Below are 17,098 nucleotides of genomic sequence, written 5' to 3' on the forward strand. Positions count from 1 at the left end.
GTGGAGCTGCGTGGAGCTGCCCGTTCGGGCCATGCAGCAAGTTCTACAGCGGGTGTGCGAGGCTGACCAGGTCTGTTGCGGGCCCGATACTGCCCGGGTGTGTCCGTTTGCCGGTCCCGGTGCCCGCCTCGGACCTGCGCTGCTGCCGGGTGCGGGGTGGGAGCGGGCAGCCGGGATGCCCGAACGCGGCGGCGGGCGGGCCCGTTCGGTGCCCGCCCGCCGCCGTGGACGATCGTTTTCCGCCGCCCGCGTGCTGCCGTGTCCGGTTGTCCTCCGCCGTCTCGCGTCTCGCGTCCCGTTCGGGTTCAGTACGGCCAGATGGGCGGGTCGTTGACGAAGCGGCCGCCCAGGTGGGTGTGGGCCGGGTTCTCCGGGTCCAGCTCGCCGTGCTCGGCGATCAGCTTCTCCGCGAACCGCTCCGAGTCGTCCTGCGGCTCGTAGCCGAGCGCGCGGGCGCCGGTCAGGTCCCACCACAGGCGGGTGTTGGCGGAGGAGCCGTAGACGACGGTGTGGCCGACCTCCTCGGCGGTCAGGGCCGCGTGGAAGAGGCGGGCGCCGTCGGCCGGGCTCATCCACACCGAGAGCATGCGCACGTCGGCCGGCTCGGCGAAGCAGGAGCCGATGCGTACGGAGACGGTCTCCAGGCCGTGCCGGTCCCAGTAGAGCTGGGCGAGGTCCTCGCCGAAGGACTTGGACAGGCCGTAGAAGGTGTCCGGGCGGTGGGGGGTGTCGACCGGGATGAGCGCCCTCGAGCCGAGTGGGGTGTCCGTGCTCGGGGCCGGGGTGTAGCCGACGGCGTGGTTGGAGGAGGCGAAGACGATCCGCTTCACGCCGGCCTCGCGGGCGGCCTCGTAGAGGTGGTACGTGCCCTCGATGTTCGAGCGGAGGATCTTCTCGAAGGGGGCCTCCAGGGAGATCCCCGCGAGATGGAGGACCGCGTCCACGCCCCGTACCGCTTCCCGCAGCGCGTCCTGGTCGCCGAGGTCGGCGGTGATCGCGTCGGGCTCGCCGTCGATCGGGCGGACGTCGAAGAGGCGCAGCTCGTAGCCGTACTCCGGGAGCAGGGTCCGCATCAGGGTGCCGAGCCCGCCTGCGGCGCCGGTGAGCAGTAGCGTGCGGGGAGTGGGCATCCAAGGTCTCCTCGGTCGGCGTCCTCTGGGTGATCCAGTGGTCTCATCCATGTATGGCATTCACATGCGTGGACACGCTAGGGAGATGCGGCGCGCCTCGTCAAGTGTGCCGTGGAGTGCGGGAATCCGCTCGGATGTTGGTCGTTTGTGTCCTTGACCGACCCGGAGGCGGCCTCGTAACGTGGTCGCGTTCATGAATATGGACACTGATCAGACACATGCATCAAGGCACGTGCATCAAGACCCATGCATCAACAGGGAGCGCCCGTGACGCCAGCCCCTCTCGCCGCGCGGCTCCGTGACCCGCGCGGGCCGCTCTTCTTCCCCGTCACGGCCTACGGCCCCGACGGCTCCCTCGACCTCGACGCCTACCGCGAGCATGTGCGCCGGGGCGTCGAGGCCGGTGCCGCGGCCGTGTTCGCCTGCTGCGGCACCGGGGAGTTCCACGCGCTGCTGCCCGAGGAGTTCGAGGCCTGTGTGGGCGCGGCCGTGGCGGCCACCGAGGGCCGGGTACCGGTGATCGCCGGCGCCGGCTACGGCACCGCGCTCGCCGTGCGCTACGCGCGTCTCGCCGCGGCCGCGGGCGCCGACGGCCTGCTCGCCATGCCGCCCTACCTGGTGGTCGCCGGTCAGGAGGGCCTGTTGCGGCACTACCGGGAGGTGGCCGCGGCGACCGATCTCCCGGTCATCGTCTACCAGCGGGACAACGCGGTGTTCACCCCGCCCACGGTCGTCGAACTCGCCCGCACCGAAGGCATCATGGGCTTCAAGGACGGCCTCGGCGACCTGGACCTGATGCAGCGCATCGTCAGCGCCGTGCGCACCGAGGTCCCCGGCGACTTCCTCTACTTCAACGGCCTGCCCACCGCCGAACAGACCCAGCTCGCCTACCAGGCCATCGGCATCACCCTCTACTCCTCGGCCGTCTTCTGCTTCGTCCCCGAGATCGCCCTCGCCTTCCACGCCGCCCTGCGCGAGGGGGACCGGCCGACGGTGGAGCGCCTGCTGGACGGCTTCTACCGCCCGTTCGTCGAACTCCGCGCCCAGGGCCGGGGCTACGCCGTCTCCCTGGTCAAGGCGGGCGTACGGCTGCGCGGTCTGGACGTCGGCGAGGTGCGGCCGCCACTGCACGAGCCGGGCGAGGACCACGTGAAGCAGCTCGCCCAGCTGATCGAGCGCGGGTACGCCCTGCTGGAGGAGGACGCGTGACGGCGCCGGCGGGATCCGGGGGAGGACCGTTGAAGGCGTCGGCGTTCGTCTACCCCTGGGACGTGAACGGGGACCCCGGGGCCCCGGAGCGGATCGCCGCGCTCGGCGTGGACCAGGTGACCCTCGCCTCGGCCTACCACTCGACCCGCGCCCTGACCCCCCGGCACCCACGCCACCGCATCGTCACCGCCGAGTACGCGGCCGTCTACTACCCGGCGGGCGACCGCTGGGCGGGCCGCGGGCTCCGCCCCCACCAGGCGGGCGACTGGGCCCCCGGTGACGCGTACGGAGAAGCCGCCGAAGCCCTGGCAGGCGCCGGCCTCGAGGTGCACACCTGGGTGATCCTCGCCCACAGTTCCCGGCTGGGCGCCGAGCACCCGGAGACCTCGGTCGTCAACGCCTACGGCGACCGCTACCCCTGGGCCCCCTGCATCGCCCAGCCCGCCACGCGCGCGTACCTGACCGACCTGGCCGCCGAGGCCGCCGTCCGCCCGGGCGCGGCCGGCACCGAACTGGAGTCCCTCGGCTGGTACGGCCTCCCGCACCTGCACGCCCACGACAAGACCGGGGGTGTCGCCCTCGGCGACGCCGGCCAGTACCTGATGGCACTGTGCTTCTGCCCGGCCTGCCGGGCCGGGTACGGCGAACAGGGCCTGGACGCCGACGAGCTGGCCACCGCCGTACGGGAGGCCCTGGAGCCGCTGTGGCGGGGCGCGGCGGACGACGGTGGATGGCCGACGGTGGAGAAGCTGCTCGAAGAGCCGGTGGCGGCGGCCACCCGCGCGTGGCGCGACGGACGGGCCCGCACGCTGCAGGAGGCGGCCGTGGCCGCGGTACGCGCGGCGGCCCCCGAGGGCTTCCAGGTGCTGCTGCACGCCGACCCGGTGGCCTACCACTGCGGCGCCAACGCGGGCGTGGACCCCGCGCACGTGCTGTCGGTCGCGGACGGCGTCGTGGTTCCCTGTGCGGGCGGTACGGCCCTGCTGGCGCCCTTCGCGGAGCACGCGCGCGAGGACACGGTCCTGGCCGCCAACTTCACGGTGGTCTCCGGGATGGGCGGCAGCCCCGGCACCCTGGCGGCCGACGCGGCCCGGGCACGTGACCTGGGCGCGACCGGACTGCGGCTGTATCACGCCGGGTTGGCGTCCGACGGCGACCTGGCGGCGGTGCGGGAGGCGCTGCGCTGAGCCAGTGACCCGGCGGTGGCCAGCAGCGTCCCGCCGAGGACCACCAACAGCAGCCGGTGGTCGACGAGTTCGACAAGGGCGGCCCCGACGGCCAGGCCGACCACGTTCGGCGTGAACATCAGCGTGTCGGCGGTCGCGGTGGCCCGCCCCAGTGCCGCGGCCGGGATCTCGCGTTGTACGGCGGTGTAGGCGGCGATCAGCACACAGGGCAGCCCGATCCCGCCCGCCGCACTGCACGCCAGCACCACCGCGTCGTACGGCACCGCCCGCGCGGCCACCGCGACCCCCGTCAGCGCGATGCCGTACGCCGCGAACCGGCGCTCGCCGAGCCGTCGCAGGGCGGGCCCGGAGACCAGCCCGACTGCGACCGAGCCGGCGCCCTGGACGGCGTACATCACGCCCGTGTAGGCGGGGGAGCGGCCGAGGGCGTCCACCACCGCGTAGTTCAGGCTGCTGCCGAGCGAGGCGAGGCACATCGTGGCGCCGCCGGCCCGCACCAGCGGACGCAGGGCCGGGTGCCCCCACAGCAGCCGGACGCCCTCGGCGGTCTGCCGCCGCCAGTTCCCGGTGGCCGGCCGCGGGTGTTCCTCGTGCACCCGGAGCAGCGCGCACACCCCCGCCGCCAGCACGAAGCTGCCGGCGTCCAGCAGCGCCACGCTCGGCCCGCCGTACGCCGTGTACAGCGCGGCGCCGGTCAGCGGGGCGACCAGTTTCATGCCCTCGCGGGCGGTCGTCCGCAGCCCGTTGAAGTCACCGAGGAGGGCCGGGTCGACGGCGGCGGCGACCAGGGCGGAGTTGGCCGCGTCCTCGACGACGCCCGCCGCGCCGTACAGGACGAGGACGGTGAAGAGGAGCCAGACGGAGCCGGACGAGTCGACCGTCCAGAGGGGGAGCAGGAGGACGGCGAGGGCGAGGTTCAGGCGGACGAGCAGGGGCTTGCGGCGGACGCGGTCGGCGAGGGTGCCGAGGGCGGGGCCGAGCAGGGTGGGGGCCCACAGCGCGGCGGTGCACAGGGCGGCGAGGCCGTCGGAGCCGGTGAGGTCCTTCACCCAGACGCCCGACACCAGCCAGAGCGCGGAGCTGCCGAAACCGGACACCACGACGCCGGCGAGGTAGAGGCCGGCATTGCGGTCGCGGAGCAGGCGGGTCACGGTCCAGGAGGTGGTCATGCCTGGTCATCGTGGGCCTAAGGCGGGGGCGTGGGGATCGGGCAGGTGCCTTAGAAGGACCGCGACCGTGCGTCTTCCGGCGGACGTGGCGATGAGTTCCGGGGCCCGTCGGGGTCCACCTCCCGAAGGAGAGTTCCGGCACGGCTTGGGAGGCGGCACGAATGACCGGCACCACCATGATCGACCTCGGCCCGCAGGCGAGGATCGTCGCGATGCTCGCGCAGGGGGTGACGGACGAGCAGCTCACGGCGTCGACCCCGTGTCCGGATTATGTGGTCGGCCACCTCCTGGCCCATGTGGCGGGGCTGTCCGTGGCCTTCCGGGACGCGGCCCACAAGACTCCGGGGACCACGACCGACCACCGTCCCGACGGCACCCTGCCGGAACTCGGCCCGGGATGGCGGCGGGAACTGCCCGAGGCGCTCGACGCCCTGGCACGGGCCTGGCGGGAGCCGTCCGCGTGGGGCGGAATGACCCGGGCGGGCGGGATGGACCTGCCGGGGGAGGTGGCCGCGGCGGTCGCCGCCGACGAACTGGTCGTCCACGGCTGGGACCTGGCCCGGGCCACCGGCCAGGAGTACGTCCCGGACCCGGTGGCGCTGGAGGCGGCGTACGGCTTTCTGCGGGCGGCGGCGGAGATGACCGACCGGGGCCCCTTCGGCCCGCTGGTGCCGGTGCCGGAGAACGCGCCGCTGCTGGAACGGGCGATCGGGCTGAGCGGCCGTGATCCGGGCTGGAAGCCGTAAGAGGGCCGGGCCGTAAGCCGTAGAGCGACTCGAACGGTGAGCGGGCGGGGACCCGGATCCGTACTCTCCTCGCCATGGCACTGAGCCTCACCGTCCTCGGCACGGCCTCTCCGCACCCCCGGCCCGGCCGCCCCTGCTCCGGCTATCTGCTGCGGGGCGGGGGCGCCGAGGTGTGGGTGGACGCGGGGACCGGAACCTTCGCGGAATTGCAGCGGCACACGGATCCGGCCCGGCTCACGGCGATCTGGATCTCGCACCTGCACGCGGACCACAGCGCGGATCTGCTGGCCGCCGCCTACGCGTACGCCTTCGGCGGGATGACGCCGGCCGCGCCGATACCGGTGTACGCGCCGCAGGCCTGCGCGCAACGGCTGGCGGGCTTCCTGGGCCGGCCGGACGTGGGCTTCCTGGCCGGGGTGTTCGACTTCCGGCCGCTGTACGACGGGCACATGGTCCGGCACTGGAACCTGCGGCTCGCCGCCCGGGCGGTGGCCCACGACGTCGAGGCCTACGGGCTGCGCGCCGAATGCCAGGGGAGTGTACTGGCGTACTCCGGGGACAGCGGTCCCTGCGACGCGCTGACCGAGCTGGCCGCCCGCGCGGACGTCTTCCTGTGCGAGGCCGACCTCGACGAGCATCGCGATGGCGAACGGGTACATCTCACACCGGAGGACGCGGGGCGGATCGCCCGGGACGCCGGGGTGCGGGAGCTGCTGGTGACGCATGTGGGGCCGGCGCTGACCAGGGAGATGGCGGCGGCCCGGGCGGGGGCGGTGTCGGGACGGCCCACCGGCGTGGCACGGGAGGGCGAGGCCAGGGGTCTCTGAATCCGCCGGACCCCAGGCCGTACACCGGATCCGAGGCGGGCCGCGGCGCCCGGCGGAGCACCTTTGTCAGAAGCATTGACGAAACACGGCCGTCCTCCTACCTTCATCCGCGTCGTACTTCGTACGTCATATATGAGACGCGATATGCGAGATCAGATACGTCAGACCGGCTCGCCGAAGCCGGTACGTGACCCCGAGAGGCGCGCATGACCTCTGTGCCCATGCCGATTCCGTCCCGGACGCAGTACGTGCTGGACGCGATCAAGCACCGCATCCTCACCGGGCAGCTGACGCCCGGTCAGGCCCTGGTGGAGACCGAACTGGCCGCGCGGTTCGGGGTGTCCAAGACCCCCGTCCGGGAGGCCCTCAAGACCCTCGCCGGGACCGGGCTGGTCGTGATGAGCCAGTACAAGGGCGTCACGGTGCGCATGGTGGACGCGGACATGGCACGCGAGGTCTACGACGTACGGCTCCTTCTCGAACCCGAGGCGCTCCGGCGGGCCGTCAGGACGGGCGCCTCCCTGGACGCCGCCCGGGACGCGCTCACCCGGGCCGACGACGCGACCGACACCGCCGAACGCTCCCTCGCCAACCGGGACTTCCACCGCGCCCTCTACCTCCCGTGCGGCAACCCGCTGCTCGGCCGGATGCTCGACGAGGTCCGCGACCAGGCCGCCCTCGTCTCCGCCGTCGCCTGGGCCGCCTCCCCCTCCTGGGAACAGGAGGCCGGTGAGCACCGCGAGATCCTGCGGCTGGCTCTGGCGGGCGACGCCGACGGCGCCGCCGGTGCCCTGCACGCCCACATCGCGTCCTTCGTCGAGCGTGCGTACCCCGAAGCCCGGGCCGAGGAGGGACAGGAATGAGCAGCGTGGCGTTCGAGACCCAACGGGCGGCCCTGGCCGACGTCGTGGCCATCCCGGTGACCCCCTTCGCCGCGGACGGCACCGTCGACGAGGCCGCCCACCGGGCCCTGCTGCGCCGCCTCCTCGACGGCGGTATCCGCACCCTCACCCCCAACGGGAACACCGGCGAGTTCTACGCCCTCACCCCCGAGGAGCGGCGGCTCGTCACCGAGCTGACCGTCGACGAAGCCGGGGAGCGGGCCATGGTCCTCGTCGGCGTGGGACACGACGTGCCGACCGCCGTGGCCTCCGCCCGGCACGCCCGGGAGCGCGGCGCCCGGATGGTCATGGTCCATCAGCCCGTCCACCCGTACGTCTCGCAGGGCGGCTGGGTCGACTACCACCGCGCCGTCGCCGAGGCCGTGCCCGAGCTGGGCGTCGTCCCCTACCTGCGCAACGCCCAGCTCCCCGGCGCCCGCCTCGCCGAACTCGCCGACGCCTGCCCCAACGTGATCGGCGTCAAGTACGCGGTCCCCGACGCCGCCAGGTTCGCCGCGTTCGCCCGCGACGCCGGTCTCGACCGCTTCGTCTGGGTCGCCGGGCTCGCCGAGCCCTACGCGCCCTCCTACTTCTCGGCCGGCGCCACCGGCTTCACCTCCGGTCTGGTGAACGTCGCCCCGGCCGTTTCGCTGAACATGATCGAAGCGCTTCGGTCCGGCGACTACCCGGCCGCCATGAAGGTCTGGGAACAGATCCGCCGCTTCGAGGAACTCCGCGCGGCCCACGGCTCCGCCGACAACGTCACCGTCGTCAAGGAGGCCCTCGCCTCCCTCGGCCTGTGCCGCCGCGACGTCCGCCCGCCCAGCAGGCAGCTGCCCGAGGAAGAGCGCGCCGAGGTCGCCGCCATCGCCTCCGGATGGTCCATGTGAACGCGCCCCGCAAGCGGCCCGAGGAACTCCGCAGCCACCAGTGGTACGGCACCGAGGGCCTGCGCTCCTTCAGCCACCGCGCCCGCACCCGCCAGCTCGGCTACCTCCCCGAGGAGCACCTCGGCAAGCCGGTCATCGCGATCCTCAACACCTGGTCGGACATCAACCCCTGTCATGTGCACCTCCGTGACCGGGCGCAGGCGGTCAAGCGGGGCGTGTGGCAGGCCGGCGGATTCCCGCTGGAGTTCCCGGTCGCCACGCTCTCCGAGACGTTCCAGAAGCCGACCCCGATGCTCTACCGCAACCTCCTCGCCATGGAGACCGAGGAACTGCTGCGGTCGTACCCGGTCGACGGGGCCGTGCTCATGGGCGGCTGCGACAAGTCCACCCCCGCCCTCCTCATGGGCGCCGCCTCCGTCGACCTGCCGGCCGTCTTCGTGCCCGCCGGCCCGATGCTCCCCGGCCACTGGCGGGGCGAGGTCCTCGGCTCCGGCACCGACATGTGGAAGTACTGGGACGACAAGCGCGCCGGTCTGATCGGCGACTGCGAGATGCAGGAGCTGGAGAGCGGGCTGGCCCGCTCGCCCGGTCACTGCATGACCATGGGGACGGCCTCCACCCTGACCGCCGCCGCCGAGGCCCTCGGCGTGACCGTCCCGGGCGCGTCCAGCATCCCGGCCGTCGACTCGGGGCACGACCGGATGGCCGCCGGGGCGGGGATGCGGATCGTCGAACTCGTCCACCGGGACCGGCGGCTCTCCGACATCCTCACCGAAGAGGCGTTCGCGGACGCCGTCACCACCGTCCTCGGCCTCGGCGGCTCCACCAACGCCGTCATCCACCTCATCGCCATGGCGGGACGGGCGGGCGTGCGGCTCACCCTCGACGACTTCGACCGCATCGCCCGCACCGTGCCCGTCCTCGCCAACGTCCGGCCCGGCGGCCGGAAGTACCTCATGGAGGACTTCCACTTCGCGGGCGGCCTCCCGGGCTTCCTCTCCCGCATCCCCGACCTGCTCCACCTCGACCGGCCGACGGTCTCCCACGACACCTACCGCGAGCAGCTCGCCGGCGCCCGGGTGCACGACGACGACGTCATCCGGCCCCGCGACAACCCGGTGGCCGCCGAGGGCGGAGTCGCCGTGCTGCGCGGCAACCTCTGCCCGGACGGCGCCGTCATCAAGCACATCGCCGCCGACCCGCGGCTCCTCGGGCACACCGGGCCCGCCGTCGTCTTCGACGACTACCGGACCATGCAGCGCACCATCGACGACCCCGCCCTCGGCATCACCGCCGACAGCGTCCTGGTGCTGCGCAACGCCGGGCCCAAGGGCGGCCCCGGCATGCCCGAGTACGGCATGCTGCCCATCCCCGACCATCTGCTGAAGCAGGGCGTGCGGGACATGGTGCGGATCTCCGACGCCCGGATGAGCGGGACGAGTTACGGCGCCTGTGTGCTGCACGTGGCACCGGAGTCGTACGTCGGCGGCCCGCTGGCACTCGTCCGCACCGGCGACTCCATCACCCTCGACGTCGAGGCCCGCACGCTCCGACTCGACGTGGACGACGAGGAGCTGGCGCGACGCCGGGCCGCGTGGACGCCGCCGCCGGTGCGCCACCGGCGCGGCTACGGCGCCCTCTACGACCAGCAGATCACCCAGGCCGACACCGGCTGCGACTTCGAGTTCCTGGCCCGGCCGGGCGAGGTCCCGGACCCGTACGCGGGCTGACCGCACCACCCACGATCGCCACAACCGCCCCTGATGATCGTCGAAGCGCTTCAACCACGTGCATCTAGCAAGCGCTTCCTGCACCCGCTGTAACCAGAGCGAACGGAGAACAGTCATGGCCCAAGCCGCAGCCGTGGCGAAACCGCCCGCGCCACCCCGGCGGCGCCGTGCCTCCGCGACGCCGCGCAGGCTGCCGTATCTGCTGATCGCCCCGGCGGCCCTGCTGATGCTGGGCTTCATCGCCTACCCGGTGCTCAGCGTCTTCTACTACAGCCTGCAGAACTACAACCCGACCAAGCCCTGGCGGAACGGCTTCGCGGGCCTCGGCAACTTCACCCAGGCCTTCGCGCACGACCCGCAGTTCTGGTCCACGCTGACCTTCAGCGCCAAGTGGGTCGTGGTGGAGGTCGGGTTGCAGCTGCTGTTCGGTCTGGCGCTGGCGCTCATCGTCAACCAGACGTTCGTCGGGCGGGCGCTGGGCCGGGCACTGGTCTTCTCGCCCTGGGCCGTCTCCGGCGTGCTGACCTCCGCGATCTGGGTGCTGCTCTACAACTCCCAGACGGGCGTCACCCGTTACCTCGCCGACGCGGGCATCGGATCGTACGGCACCAGCTGGCTCTCCGACACCTCGACGGTGTTCCCGGCGGCCGTCGTCGCCGACCTGTGGCGCGGCGTCCCCTTCTTCGCGATCCTCATCCTCGCCGACCTCCAGTCCGTCTCCAAGGACCTGTACGAGGCCGCCGAGGTCGACGGGGCCGGCCGGATCAAGCAGTTCTGGCACATCACCCTGCCGCATCTCAAGGACGCCATCGTGCTCTCCACCCTGCTGCGCGCGGTGTGGGAGTTCAACAACGTCGACCTGCTCTACACCCTGACGGGAGGCGGCCCGGCGGGGGAGACGACGACCCTTCCCCTCTACATCGCCAACACCAGTGTCGACGCCCACAACTTCGGCTACGCCTCCGCGCTGACCACGGTGGCGTTCGTGATCCTGCTCTTCTGCTCGGTGGTCCATCTGCGGCTGAGCAAGTTCGGAGGCGAGGCCAAGTGATCACCGAGATCGCCCCCGAGACCGAACCCGTCGTGTCCGCACCCGCCCGGCCGGGGAGGCGGCGCCGCGCCTGGGACGAGGCCCCCCGCTGGCAGATCTACCTCCCCCTCGGGATCTACCTCGTCTTCACCCTCGTCCCCTTCTACTGGATCCTGCTCTTCGCCCTGCGCCCGGCCGGCTCCACCTCCCTGGTGCCCTGGCCGGTCACCTTCGAGCACTTCCGGAAGGTGTGGACCGAGCGCAGCTTCGCCACCTACTTCACCAACAGCGTCTACGTCGGCGTCGCCACCCTGCTGCTGACCACGGTCGTCGCGCTGGCCGGCGGCTACGCCCTGGCCCGCTTCGACTTCCGGCTCAAGCGCGGCTTCATGCTGGCGCTGCTCTGCTCCCAGTTCGTGCCCGGCGCACTGCTCCTGGTGCCGCTCTTCCAGATCTTCGCCGGGCTCCAGATGATCAACTCGCTCGGCAGCGTCGTCATCGCCGAGACCGTCTTCCAGCTGCCGCTGTCGATGATCCTGATCAGCGGCTTCATCAGGAACGTGCCGTACTCACTGGAGGAGGCCGCCTGGGTCGACGGCTGCGACCGGCTCACCGCCTTCCGGATCGTCGTCCTGCCGCTGCTGCGGCCGGGGCTGATCGCGGTGGGCTCCTTCGCCTTCGTGCACGCCTGGAACCACTTCCTGTTCGCCCTGATGTTCCTCTCCGACCAGAGCAAGCAGACCATCCCGGTGGGCCTCAACACCCTGATGAGCGCCGACAGCGTCGACCTCGGCGCGCTGGCCGCGGGCGGGATCATCGCGGCCGTACCGGTGGTGATCGTCTTCGCGTTCATCCAGAAGTGGCTGATCACCGGCTTCGGCGCGGGGGCGGTGAAGGGATGAGACAGCACACGGGCCGACCGGGCCGGACGCTTACCCTGCACGCAAAGATCGCCGGCGCAGGGAGCCTGCCGTGAACACTTCGACCATCGACATCGTGCTGGCGGGGGCGCGCGGCCACGGCCGCTGGCACCTGGAGAACATCCGCCGCCTCCAGGAGAAAGGGGTCGTACGGCTCGCCGGCATCTGCGAGCTGACCCCGCTCGGCGCGGACGAACTGCCGGAGGGCCTCGGCACGCCCGAGCAGTCCGCCGACTTCGGCGCCCTGCTCGATACGACCGGCGCCCGGATCGCCGTGATCTGCACCCCGATCCCCACCCACACCGACCTCGCGCTGACCGCCGCCGAGCGCGGGGTGCACCTGCTCCTCGAAAAGCCGCCGGCACCGTCGTACGCGGAGTTCCGGCGGATGGCCGACGGGGTCGCCAAGGCCGGCGTGGTCTGCCAGATCGGCTTCCAGTCGCTGGGCTCGGGCGCCGTGCCCGCGATCCGCAAGCTGCTGGCTCAGGGCGTGATCGGTGAGGTGCTGGGGGTGGGCGGGGCCGGCGCCTGGGCCCGCGCCGAGTCCTACTACCGGCGGGCGCCCTGGGCCGGCAAGCGGCGCATCGGTGGTGTGGACGTCGTCGACGGCGTCCTCACCAACCCCTTCGCGCACTCCGTCGCCACCGGCCTCGCCCTGCTCGGCACCTCCCGCGCCGAGGACGTCACCCGCATCGAGACCGAACTGCTGCGCGCCAACGACATCGAGTCCGACGACACCTCCTGCGTCCGCGTCACCACCCCGCGCGGCCCGCTCACCGTCGCCGCCACGCTCTGCGCCGAGGAGCCCGGGGACCCCTATGTCCTGGTGCACGGCAGCAGCGGCCGGATCACCTTCTGGTACAAGCAGGACCGGGTGCTGGTGCAGCGGGCGGGGCACGGCCCGCAGGAGACCGAGTACGGCAGCACGGACCTGCTGGAGAACCTCGCCGACCACCTCACCACCGGCGCCGAACTGCTGGTCGAACCCGACTCGACGGGCGCCTTCATGAAGGTCGTCGAAGCGATTCGGCTGGCCGGCGACCCGGCCGCGCTGCCCGCCGACGCCTGGCACCTCCTGCCCGACGAGGACCGCCGGGTCGTCACCGGCATCGACGCACTGGTCGCGGCCTGCGCCGACACCCTCGCCCTCTACTCCGAGCTGTCCGCCCCCTGGGCCCCACCGAAAGCGGTGAGCACATGACAGACACCCTGGTGTTACGGGTCGCGGGACGCCCGGTCGCCCGCTACGTCACCCGGTCCGGACTGCCGGCCCGTCTCTCCCCGCGCCCCTACCTGCATCCCGTCACCACCCTTGCCGGTACGGCCGTCACCGAGCTGACCCCGGCCGACCACACCCACCACCTCGGCGTCGGTGTCGCCGTTCCCGACGTCGAGGGGTTCAACTTCTGGGGCGGGCGGACCTTCGTCCGGGACCAGGGTCCGACCGAACGGGACAACCACGGCACCCAGCGCCACCTGGCCTTCCAGCTGCGCGACCCCGACGGGTTCGTGGAAGAGCTGCGCTGGGCCTCCGCCGAACGGCTGCCGGTCCCGCCCGGCGAGACCGTCGTACGGCGCGTCGTCACCGTCGTCGCCGACGGGCGGCTCGGGCGGGGCGAGGCGGCCGCACTGGTCCGCAAGGCGGTGACCCGGTGACCACCTTCACCTACCCGGCCCTGAACGCCGACCGGTCCGCCCCGGACGTCTGCCGCGTCGGCGCCCGGTAACCGAACGTCCGCACCACCGCACATCTCCATTGGATCCAGAAGAAGAGAGCCGACCAATGAAGAGCAGCATCCGCATTCGCAGAAGCAGGCGTGCGGCCGTCGCCGTCGCCCTGGGCTCCGTGCTCGCCCTGACCGCCACCGCCTGCGGCGACGACGGCAGCGGCAGCGCGCAGGGCAAGGGCAACGAGGGCTCCGGCAAGGGCACGATCACCTTCTGGGACAACAACGGCGGTGTCCGCACCGACGTCTGGAAGCAGATCATCGCCGACTTCGAGAAGCAGAACCCCGGCATCAAGGTCGACTACGTCGGGGTGCCCGCCGCCAGTGTGCAGTCCAAGTACGACACCTCCATCCAGGGCGGCGGACTCCCCGACGTCGGCGGTGTCGGCACCGCGATGCTCGCGGAGGTCGCCGCGCAGGGTGCCCTCGAACCGCTGGACGGCCGGCTCGCGAAGAGCTCCCTGAACGGCAAGCTCAACGAGAAGTTCCTGGAGAGCGTGAAGGCCGCCGGCGGCGACGGCAAGACCTATTCCGTGCCGACGTCCGCGAACAACGGAACGCTCTGGTACCGCACCGATCTGTTCGGCGCGGCCAAACTGGACCCGCCGACCACCTGGACGAACTTCTTCGCGGCCGCCGACCGACTCACCGACAAGGGCAACAACAAGTTCGGGTACACCATCCGGGGCGGTGAGGGGTCGATAGCCCAGGCGCTGGACGCCATGTACGGGCAGAGCGGGATCACCTCGTTCTGGAACGGCGACAGGACGACGGTGAACGACCCGAAGAACGTAGCCGCCCTGGAGAAGTACGCCGGGCTCTACAAGAAGGACACCCCGTCCGCCGACGTCAACAACGACTTCACCAAGATGGTCGCGCAGTGGGACTCCGGCACGATCGGGATGCTGAGCCACAACCTCGGTTCCTACGCCGACCACGAGAAAGCGCTGAGCGGGAAGTTCAAGGGCATTCCCAACCCCACGCTCGACGACGGGACCCGGGTGCAGGTGTCCAACCCGGTCGACGGGCTCGGGCTGTTCAAGTCCGGCAGGAACAAGGCCGCCGCCTGGAAGTTCATCGAGTTCGCGGCGTCCCACGAGGCCAACAGCGAGTGGAACGAGTCGGCGGGGCAGGTGCCGGCGAACAACGAGGCGGCGCAGGACGCGTGGGTGCGGTCGTCGGAGCCGACGAAACTGGCCGCCGAGGCGCTCAACGGGGCGTCCACCAAGATCGTGCAGCTCCCCTACTACCTGCCGGACTGGAACACCGTTTCCAAGGCCGACAACGAGCCGAACTTCCAGAAGGTGCTGCTGGGGAAGCTGACGGCGAAGGAGTTTCTGGACACGTTGGCCGATCAGCTTGATAAGGCGCAGGCGGACTGGAAGGCCCATCACTAAGAGCTCGGGTGGTTTCGGTTCTGGGGGCTGCGGGCCCGTTGTGGCCGGTCGCGCAGTTCCCCACGCCCCTAAAGGCAGGAAGGTGAACGGTCTTGTCACTTACCCGTAGACAGATCACCGCGGCCGGCCTCGCCGCCGTTCCTCTCGTCGGGCGTTCTCCGGACAGGCGTAGGACCCTTTACATCGCCGGTGATTCCACTGCCGCCCAGAAGTATGCCGACGCGGCCCCGGAGACCGGATGGGGAATGGCGCTCCCCTTCTTCCTCCGGAAAGACGTCGCCGTCTCCAACCAGGCCGTCAACGGCCGGAGTTCCAAGAGCTTCGTCGACGAGGGGCGGCTCGACGCCATCCTCGCCGCCGTTCGGCCGCACGATCTGCTCCTCGTCCAGTTCGCGCACAACGACGAGAAGAGCGACGATCCCACCCGGTACACCGAACCCTGGACCACCTATCAGGACCATCTGCGCCTCTACGTCGAAGGCGCTCGCGCGCACGGTGCCCGGCCGGTCCTCGCCACGCCCGTGGAGCGGCGGAGGTTCGACGCCGACGGCAACGCCGTGCCGACCCACGGCGACTACCCGGCGGCGATGCGCGCGCTCGCCGTACAGGAACGTGTGCCGCTGCTCGACATCGAGGCGCTGTCGCTCGCGCTGTGGCAGTCGCTCGGGGCCGAGGCGACCAAGACGTACTTCAACTGGACCGCCACCGAACAGGACAACACGCACTTCAATCCGCCGGGGGCCATCGCCGTGGCCCGGCTCGTGGCGCGCGAGCTGCCGCGCGCCCGGGTGCTGGCCCGGCACGACGTCATCCGGCTGCACCAGGAGATCCCCACGTCCTGGATCACCTGGCCCACCGCATAGCCGAAGGAGACCCGCACAGTGCGTACATTTGTGTGTCATGCACGCGTCATTACGGCGGTCGTGGGCTGCACCGCCCTCGTGCTCGCCGTGACCGGGACCGCCCAGGCCGCCGCCCCGCACCGGGCCGCGCTCGAACGCCAGGTGCTGGGCGCCGCCGACGGCTGGGGCGCGGCCACCACCGGGACCACCGGCGGGGCCGCCGCCGACTCCGCGCACGTCTACACCGTCACCAGCTGGGACGGGTTCAAGGCCGCCCTGGCCGACGGGGGGAGCGCGCCGAAGATCATCAGAGTCAAGGGGGCCATCGACGCGGACGGGCCGAGCTGTGACTCGTTCGCCGTGCCCGGCTACGACTTCGACGCCTACCTCGCCACGTACTCACCCGAGGCCTGGGGGCACTCCACCAACCTGGACGGCGAGCCCGACGACAGCCCGGAGGGGCTGCGCCGCGCCTCCGCCGCCCACCAGGACGCCTACATCAAGGCGAACATCCCGGCCAACACCACCATCGTCGGCATCGGCAAGGACGCCGGTTTCAAGGGCGCCGGCCTGCAGATCAAGGCCGTCGACAACGTCATCGTCCGCAACCTGGACTTCGAGAGCCCACTCGACTGCTTCCCGCAGTGGGACCCGACCGACACCGCCGACGGCAACTGGAACTCCGAGTACGACAGCGCGGTGGTCTACGGGTCGACCCATGTGTGGATGGACCACGACACGTTCACCGACGGCGGCCACCCGGACAGCACCCTGCCGTACTACTTCGGGCGGATCTACGAGCAGCACGACGGTGAGCTGGACATCGTCAAGGGCGCCGACTACGTCACCGCCTCCTGGAACGTCTTCGAGGACCACGACAAGACGATCCTCATCGGCAACAGCGACAGCGCGTCCACGGCCGCCGTCGACCGGGGGCATCTCAAGGTCACCTTCCACCACAACCTGTTCTCCGACCTGGTGGAGCGGGCGCCGCGGGTGCGGTTCGGGCAGGTCGACTCCTACAACAACCACTTCGTCGCCGAGGACGGCTACGGCTACAGCTACGGCATCGGCATCGAGTCCCAACTCGTCGCAGAGCACAACGCGTTCACCCTGCCCGACACCGTCAGGGCCGGCTCGGTCCTGAAGAAGTGGAACGAGTCGACGCTCACCGCCGACGACAACTACGTCAACGGTGAGCCGACGGACCTGATCGCCGTCCACAACGCGCAGATCCCCGCCGAGACCCTCCAGGCGGGCTCGACCTGGACCCCGACCCTGCGCACGAGGATCGACCCGGCACGGGCCGTGCCACGCATCGTCGACCGCGGGGCCGGGGCCGGCCGACTGCGCTGACCCTCTCGCGTCCCCGGGCCGGGGCGCCCCACCGCCCCGGCCCCCTCCCTCACCTTC

At 71.6% G+C, this 17,098-nt stretch carries 16 protein-coding genes; 14 read left to right on the plus strand and 2 right to left on the minus strand.

Annotation, left to right across the window (positions count from 1 at the left end; all coding sequences use genetic code 11):
* Window positions 1-305: 305 nt before the first annotated feature.
* On the minus strand, window positions 306-1,130 hold the full coding sequence (locus tag ACWDGI_RS26465) for an NAD-dependent epimerase/dehydratase family protein (RefSeq protein WP_450762976.1): 825 nt from the start codon (window positions 1,128-1,130) through the stop codon (window positions 306-308).
* A gap of 267 nt (window positions 1,131-1,397) precedes the next feature.
* Between ACWDGI_RS26465 and ACWDGI_RS26470 the strand changes: the two genes are divergently transcribed.
* Entirely contained in the window at window positions 1,398-2,339 is a 942-nt protein-coding gene (locus ACWDGI_RS26470; protein WP_450762978.1) for a 5-dehydro-4-deoxyglucarate dehydratase, read from the plus strand.
* A 29-nt stretch (window positions 2,340-2,368) separates the two neighbouring features.
* Window positions 2,369-3,526, plus strand: coding sequence for a hypothetical protein (locus ACWDGI_RS26475; protein WP_450763211.1), 1,158 nt, complete (start codon window positions 2,369-2,371; stop codon window positions 3,524-3,526).
* Here the strand turns inward: ACWDGI_RS26475 and ACWDGI_RS26480 are convergent.
* Entirely contained in the window at window positions 3,469-4,695 is a 1,227-nt protein-coding gene (locus tag ACWDGI_RS26480) for an MFS transporter (protein WP_450762980.1), read from the minus strand. The two genes, ACWDGI_RS26475 and ACWDGI_RS26480, sit on opposite strands and share 58 nt — an antisense overlap.
* A gap of 161 nt (window positions 4,696-4,856) precedes the next feature.
* Between ACWDGI_RS26480 and ACWDGI_RS26485 the strand changes: the two genes are divergently transcribed.
* The 12 genes from ACWDGI_RS26485 to ACWDGI_RS26540 all read left to right on the plus strand — a co-directional run bounded on the left by ACWDGI_RS26485 (window position 4,857) and on the right by ACWDGI_RS26540 (window position 17,041).
* Window positions 4,857-5,441: a TIGR03086 family metal-binding protein gene (locus ACWDGI_RS26485; protein WP_450762982.1), complete on the plus strand. Its 585-nt coding sequence runs from the start codon at window positions 4,857-4,859 to the stop codon at window positions 5,439-5,441.
* Between the two features lie 74 nt (window positions 5,442-5,515).
* Entirely contained in the window at window positions 5,516-6,268 is a 753-nt protein-coding gene (locus ACWDGI_RS26490; RefSeq protein WP_450762984.1) for an MBL fold metallo-hydrolase, read from the plus strand.
* 206 nt (window positions 6,269-6,474) lie between these two features.
* Window positions 6,475-7,131 (plus strand): GntR family transcriptional regulator, encoded by a 657-nt coding sequence (locus tag ACWDGI_RS26495; RefSeq protein WP_450762985.1) that lies wholly within the window; start codon window positions 6,475-6,477, stop codon window positions 7,129-7,131.
* The gene (locus ACWDGI_RS26500; RefSeq protein ID WP_450762987.1) at window positions 7,128-8,039 is read left to right on the plus strand and encodes a dihydrodipicolinate synthase family protein; all 912 of its coding nucleotides are present in this window, start codon (window positions 7,128-7,130) and stop codon (window positions 8,037-8,039) included. Before ACWDGI_RS26495 ends, ACWDGI_RS26500 begins: the two co-directional genes overlap by 4 nt.
* Window positions 8,027-9,769, plus strand: a complete 1,743-nt coding sequence (gene araD / locus ACWDGI_RS26505; RefSeq protein WP_450762989.1) for an L-arabinonate dehydratase — start codon at window positions 8,027-8,029, stop codon at window positions 9,767-9,769. The genes ACWDGI_RS26500 and araD overlap by 13 nt, the downstream gene beginning before the upstream one ends.
* 115 nt (window positions 9,770-9,884) lie before the next feature.
* On the plus strand, window positions 9,885-10,820 hold the full coding sequence (locus tag ACWDGI_RS26510) for a carbohydrate ABC transporter permease (protein ID WP_450762991.1): 936 nt from the start codon (window positions 9,885-9,887) through the stop codon (window positions 10,818-10,820).
* The gene (locus ACWDGI_RS26515) at window positions 10,817-11,701 is read left to right on the plus strand and encodes a carbohydrate ABC transporter permease (protein WP_450762993.1); all 885 of its coding nucleotides are present in this window, start codon (window positions 10,817-10,819) and stop codon (window positions 11,699-11,701) included. The genes ACWDGI_RS26510 and ACWDGI_RS26515 overlap by 4 nt, the downstream gene beginning before the upstream one ends.
* 70 nt (window positions 11,702-11,771) lie before the next feature.
* A complete protein-coding gene (locus ACWDGI_RS26520) occupies window positions 11,772-12,920 on the plus strand; it encodes a Gfo/Idh/MocA family protein (protein WP_450762995.1) in 1,149 nt (382 codons plus the stop codon).
* Window positions 12,917-13,375, plus strand: coding sequence for a DUF6807 family protein (locus ACWDGI_RS26525; RefSeq protein ID WP_450762997.1), 459 nt, complete (start codon window positions 12,917-12,919; stop codon window positions 13,373-13,375). Before ACWDGI_RS26520 ends, ACWDGI_RS26525 begins: the two co-directional genes overlap by 4 nt.
* Window positions 13,376-13,502: 127 nt before the next feature.
* Complete coding sequence (locus tag ACWDGI_RS26530) at window positions 13,503-14,843, plus strand: ABC transporter substrate-binding protein (RefSeq protein ID WP_450762999.1); 1,341 nt, start codon at window positions 13,503-13,505, stop codon at window positions 14,841-14,843.
* Between the two features lie 113 nt (window positions 14,844-14,956).
* Window positions 14,957-15,706 carry a rhamnogalacturonan acetylesterase gene (locus ACWDGI_RS26535; protein WP_450763213.1) on the plus strand — a complete coding sequence of 250 codons (750 nt, stop codon included), beginning with the start codon at window positions 14,957-14,959 and terminating at the stop codon, window positions 15,704-15,706.
* A gap of 18 nt (window positions 15,707-15,724) precedes the next feature.
* Window positions 15,725-17,041 carry a pectate lyase family protein gene (locus tag ACWDGI_RS26540; protein WP_450763001.1) on the plus strand — a complete coding sequence of 439 codons (1,317 nt, stop codon included), beginning with the start codon at window positions 15,725-15,727 and terminating at the stop codon, window positions 17,039-17,041.
* Window positions 17,042-17,098: the final 57 nt, after the last annotated feature.

The sequence above is a fragment of the Streptomyces sp. NPDC001220 genome (assembly GCF_053597895.1).

Bases quoted from the DNA above. Each gene is read 5' to 3' on its own strand.
- ACWDGI_RS26465 (WP_450762976.1), bottom strand. From the start codon at position 1,130: ATGCCCACTCCCCGCACGCTACTGCTCACCGGCGCCGCAGGCGGGCTC.
- ACWDGI_RS26480 (WP_450762980.1), bottom strand. From the start codon at position 4,695: ATGACCACCTCCTGGACCGTGACCCGCCTGCTCCGCGACCGCAATGCC.
- ACWDGI_RS26500 (WP_450762987.1), top strand. From the start codon at position 7,128: ATGAGCAGCGTGGCGTTCGAGACCCAACGGGCGGCCCTGGCCGACGTC.
- ACWDGI_RS26490 (WP_450762984.1), top strand. From the start codon at position 5,516: ATGGCACTGAGCCTCACCGTCCTCGGCACGGCCTCTCCGCACCCCCGG.
- ACWDGI_RS26525 (WP_450762997.1), top strand. From the start codon at position 12,917: ATGACAGACACCCTGGTGTTACGGGTCGCGGGACGCCCGGTCGCCCGC.
- ACWDGI_RS26530 (WP_450762999.1), top strand. From the start codon at position 13,503: ATGAAGAGCAGCATCCGCATTCGCAGAAGCAGGCGTGCGGCCGTCGCC.
- araD (WP_450762989.1), top strand. From the start codon at position 8,027: ATGGTCCATGTGAACGCGCCCCGCAAGCGGCCCGAGGAACTCCGCAGC.
- ACWDGI_RS26495 (WP_450762985.1), top strand. From the start codon at position 6,475: ATGACCTCTGTGCCCATGCCGATTCCGTCCCGGACGCAGTACGTGCTG.
- ACWDGI_RS26485 (WP_450762982.1), top strand. From the start codon at position 4,857: ATGACCGGCACCACCATGATCGACCTCGGCCCGCAGGCGAGGATCGTC.
- ACWDGI_RS26510 (WP_450762991.1), top strand. From the start codon at position 9,885: ATGGCCCAAGCCGCAGCCGTGGCGAAACCGCCCGCGCCACCCCGGCGG.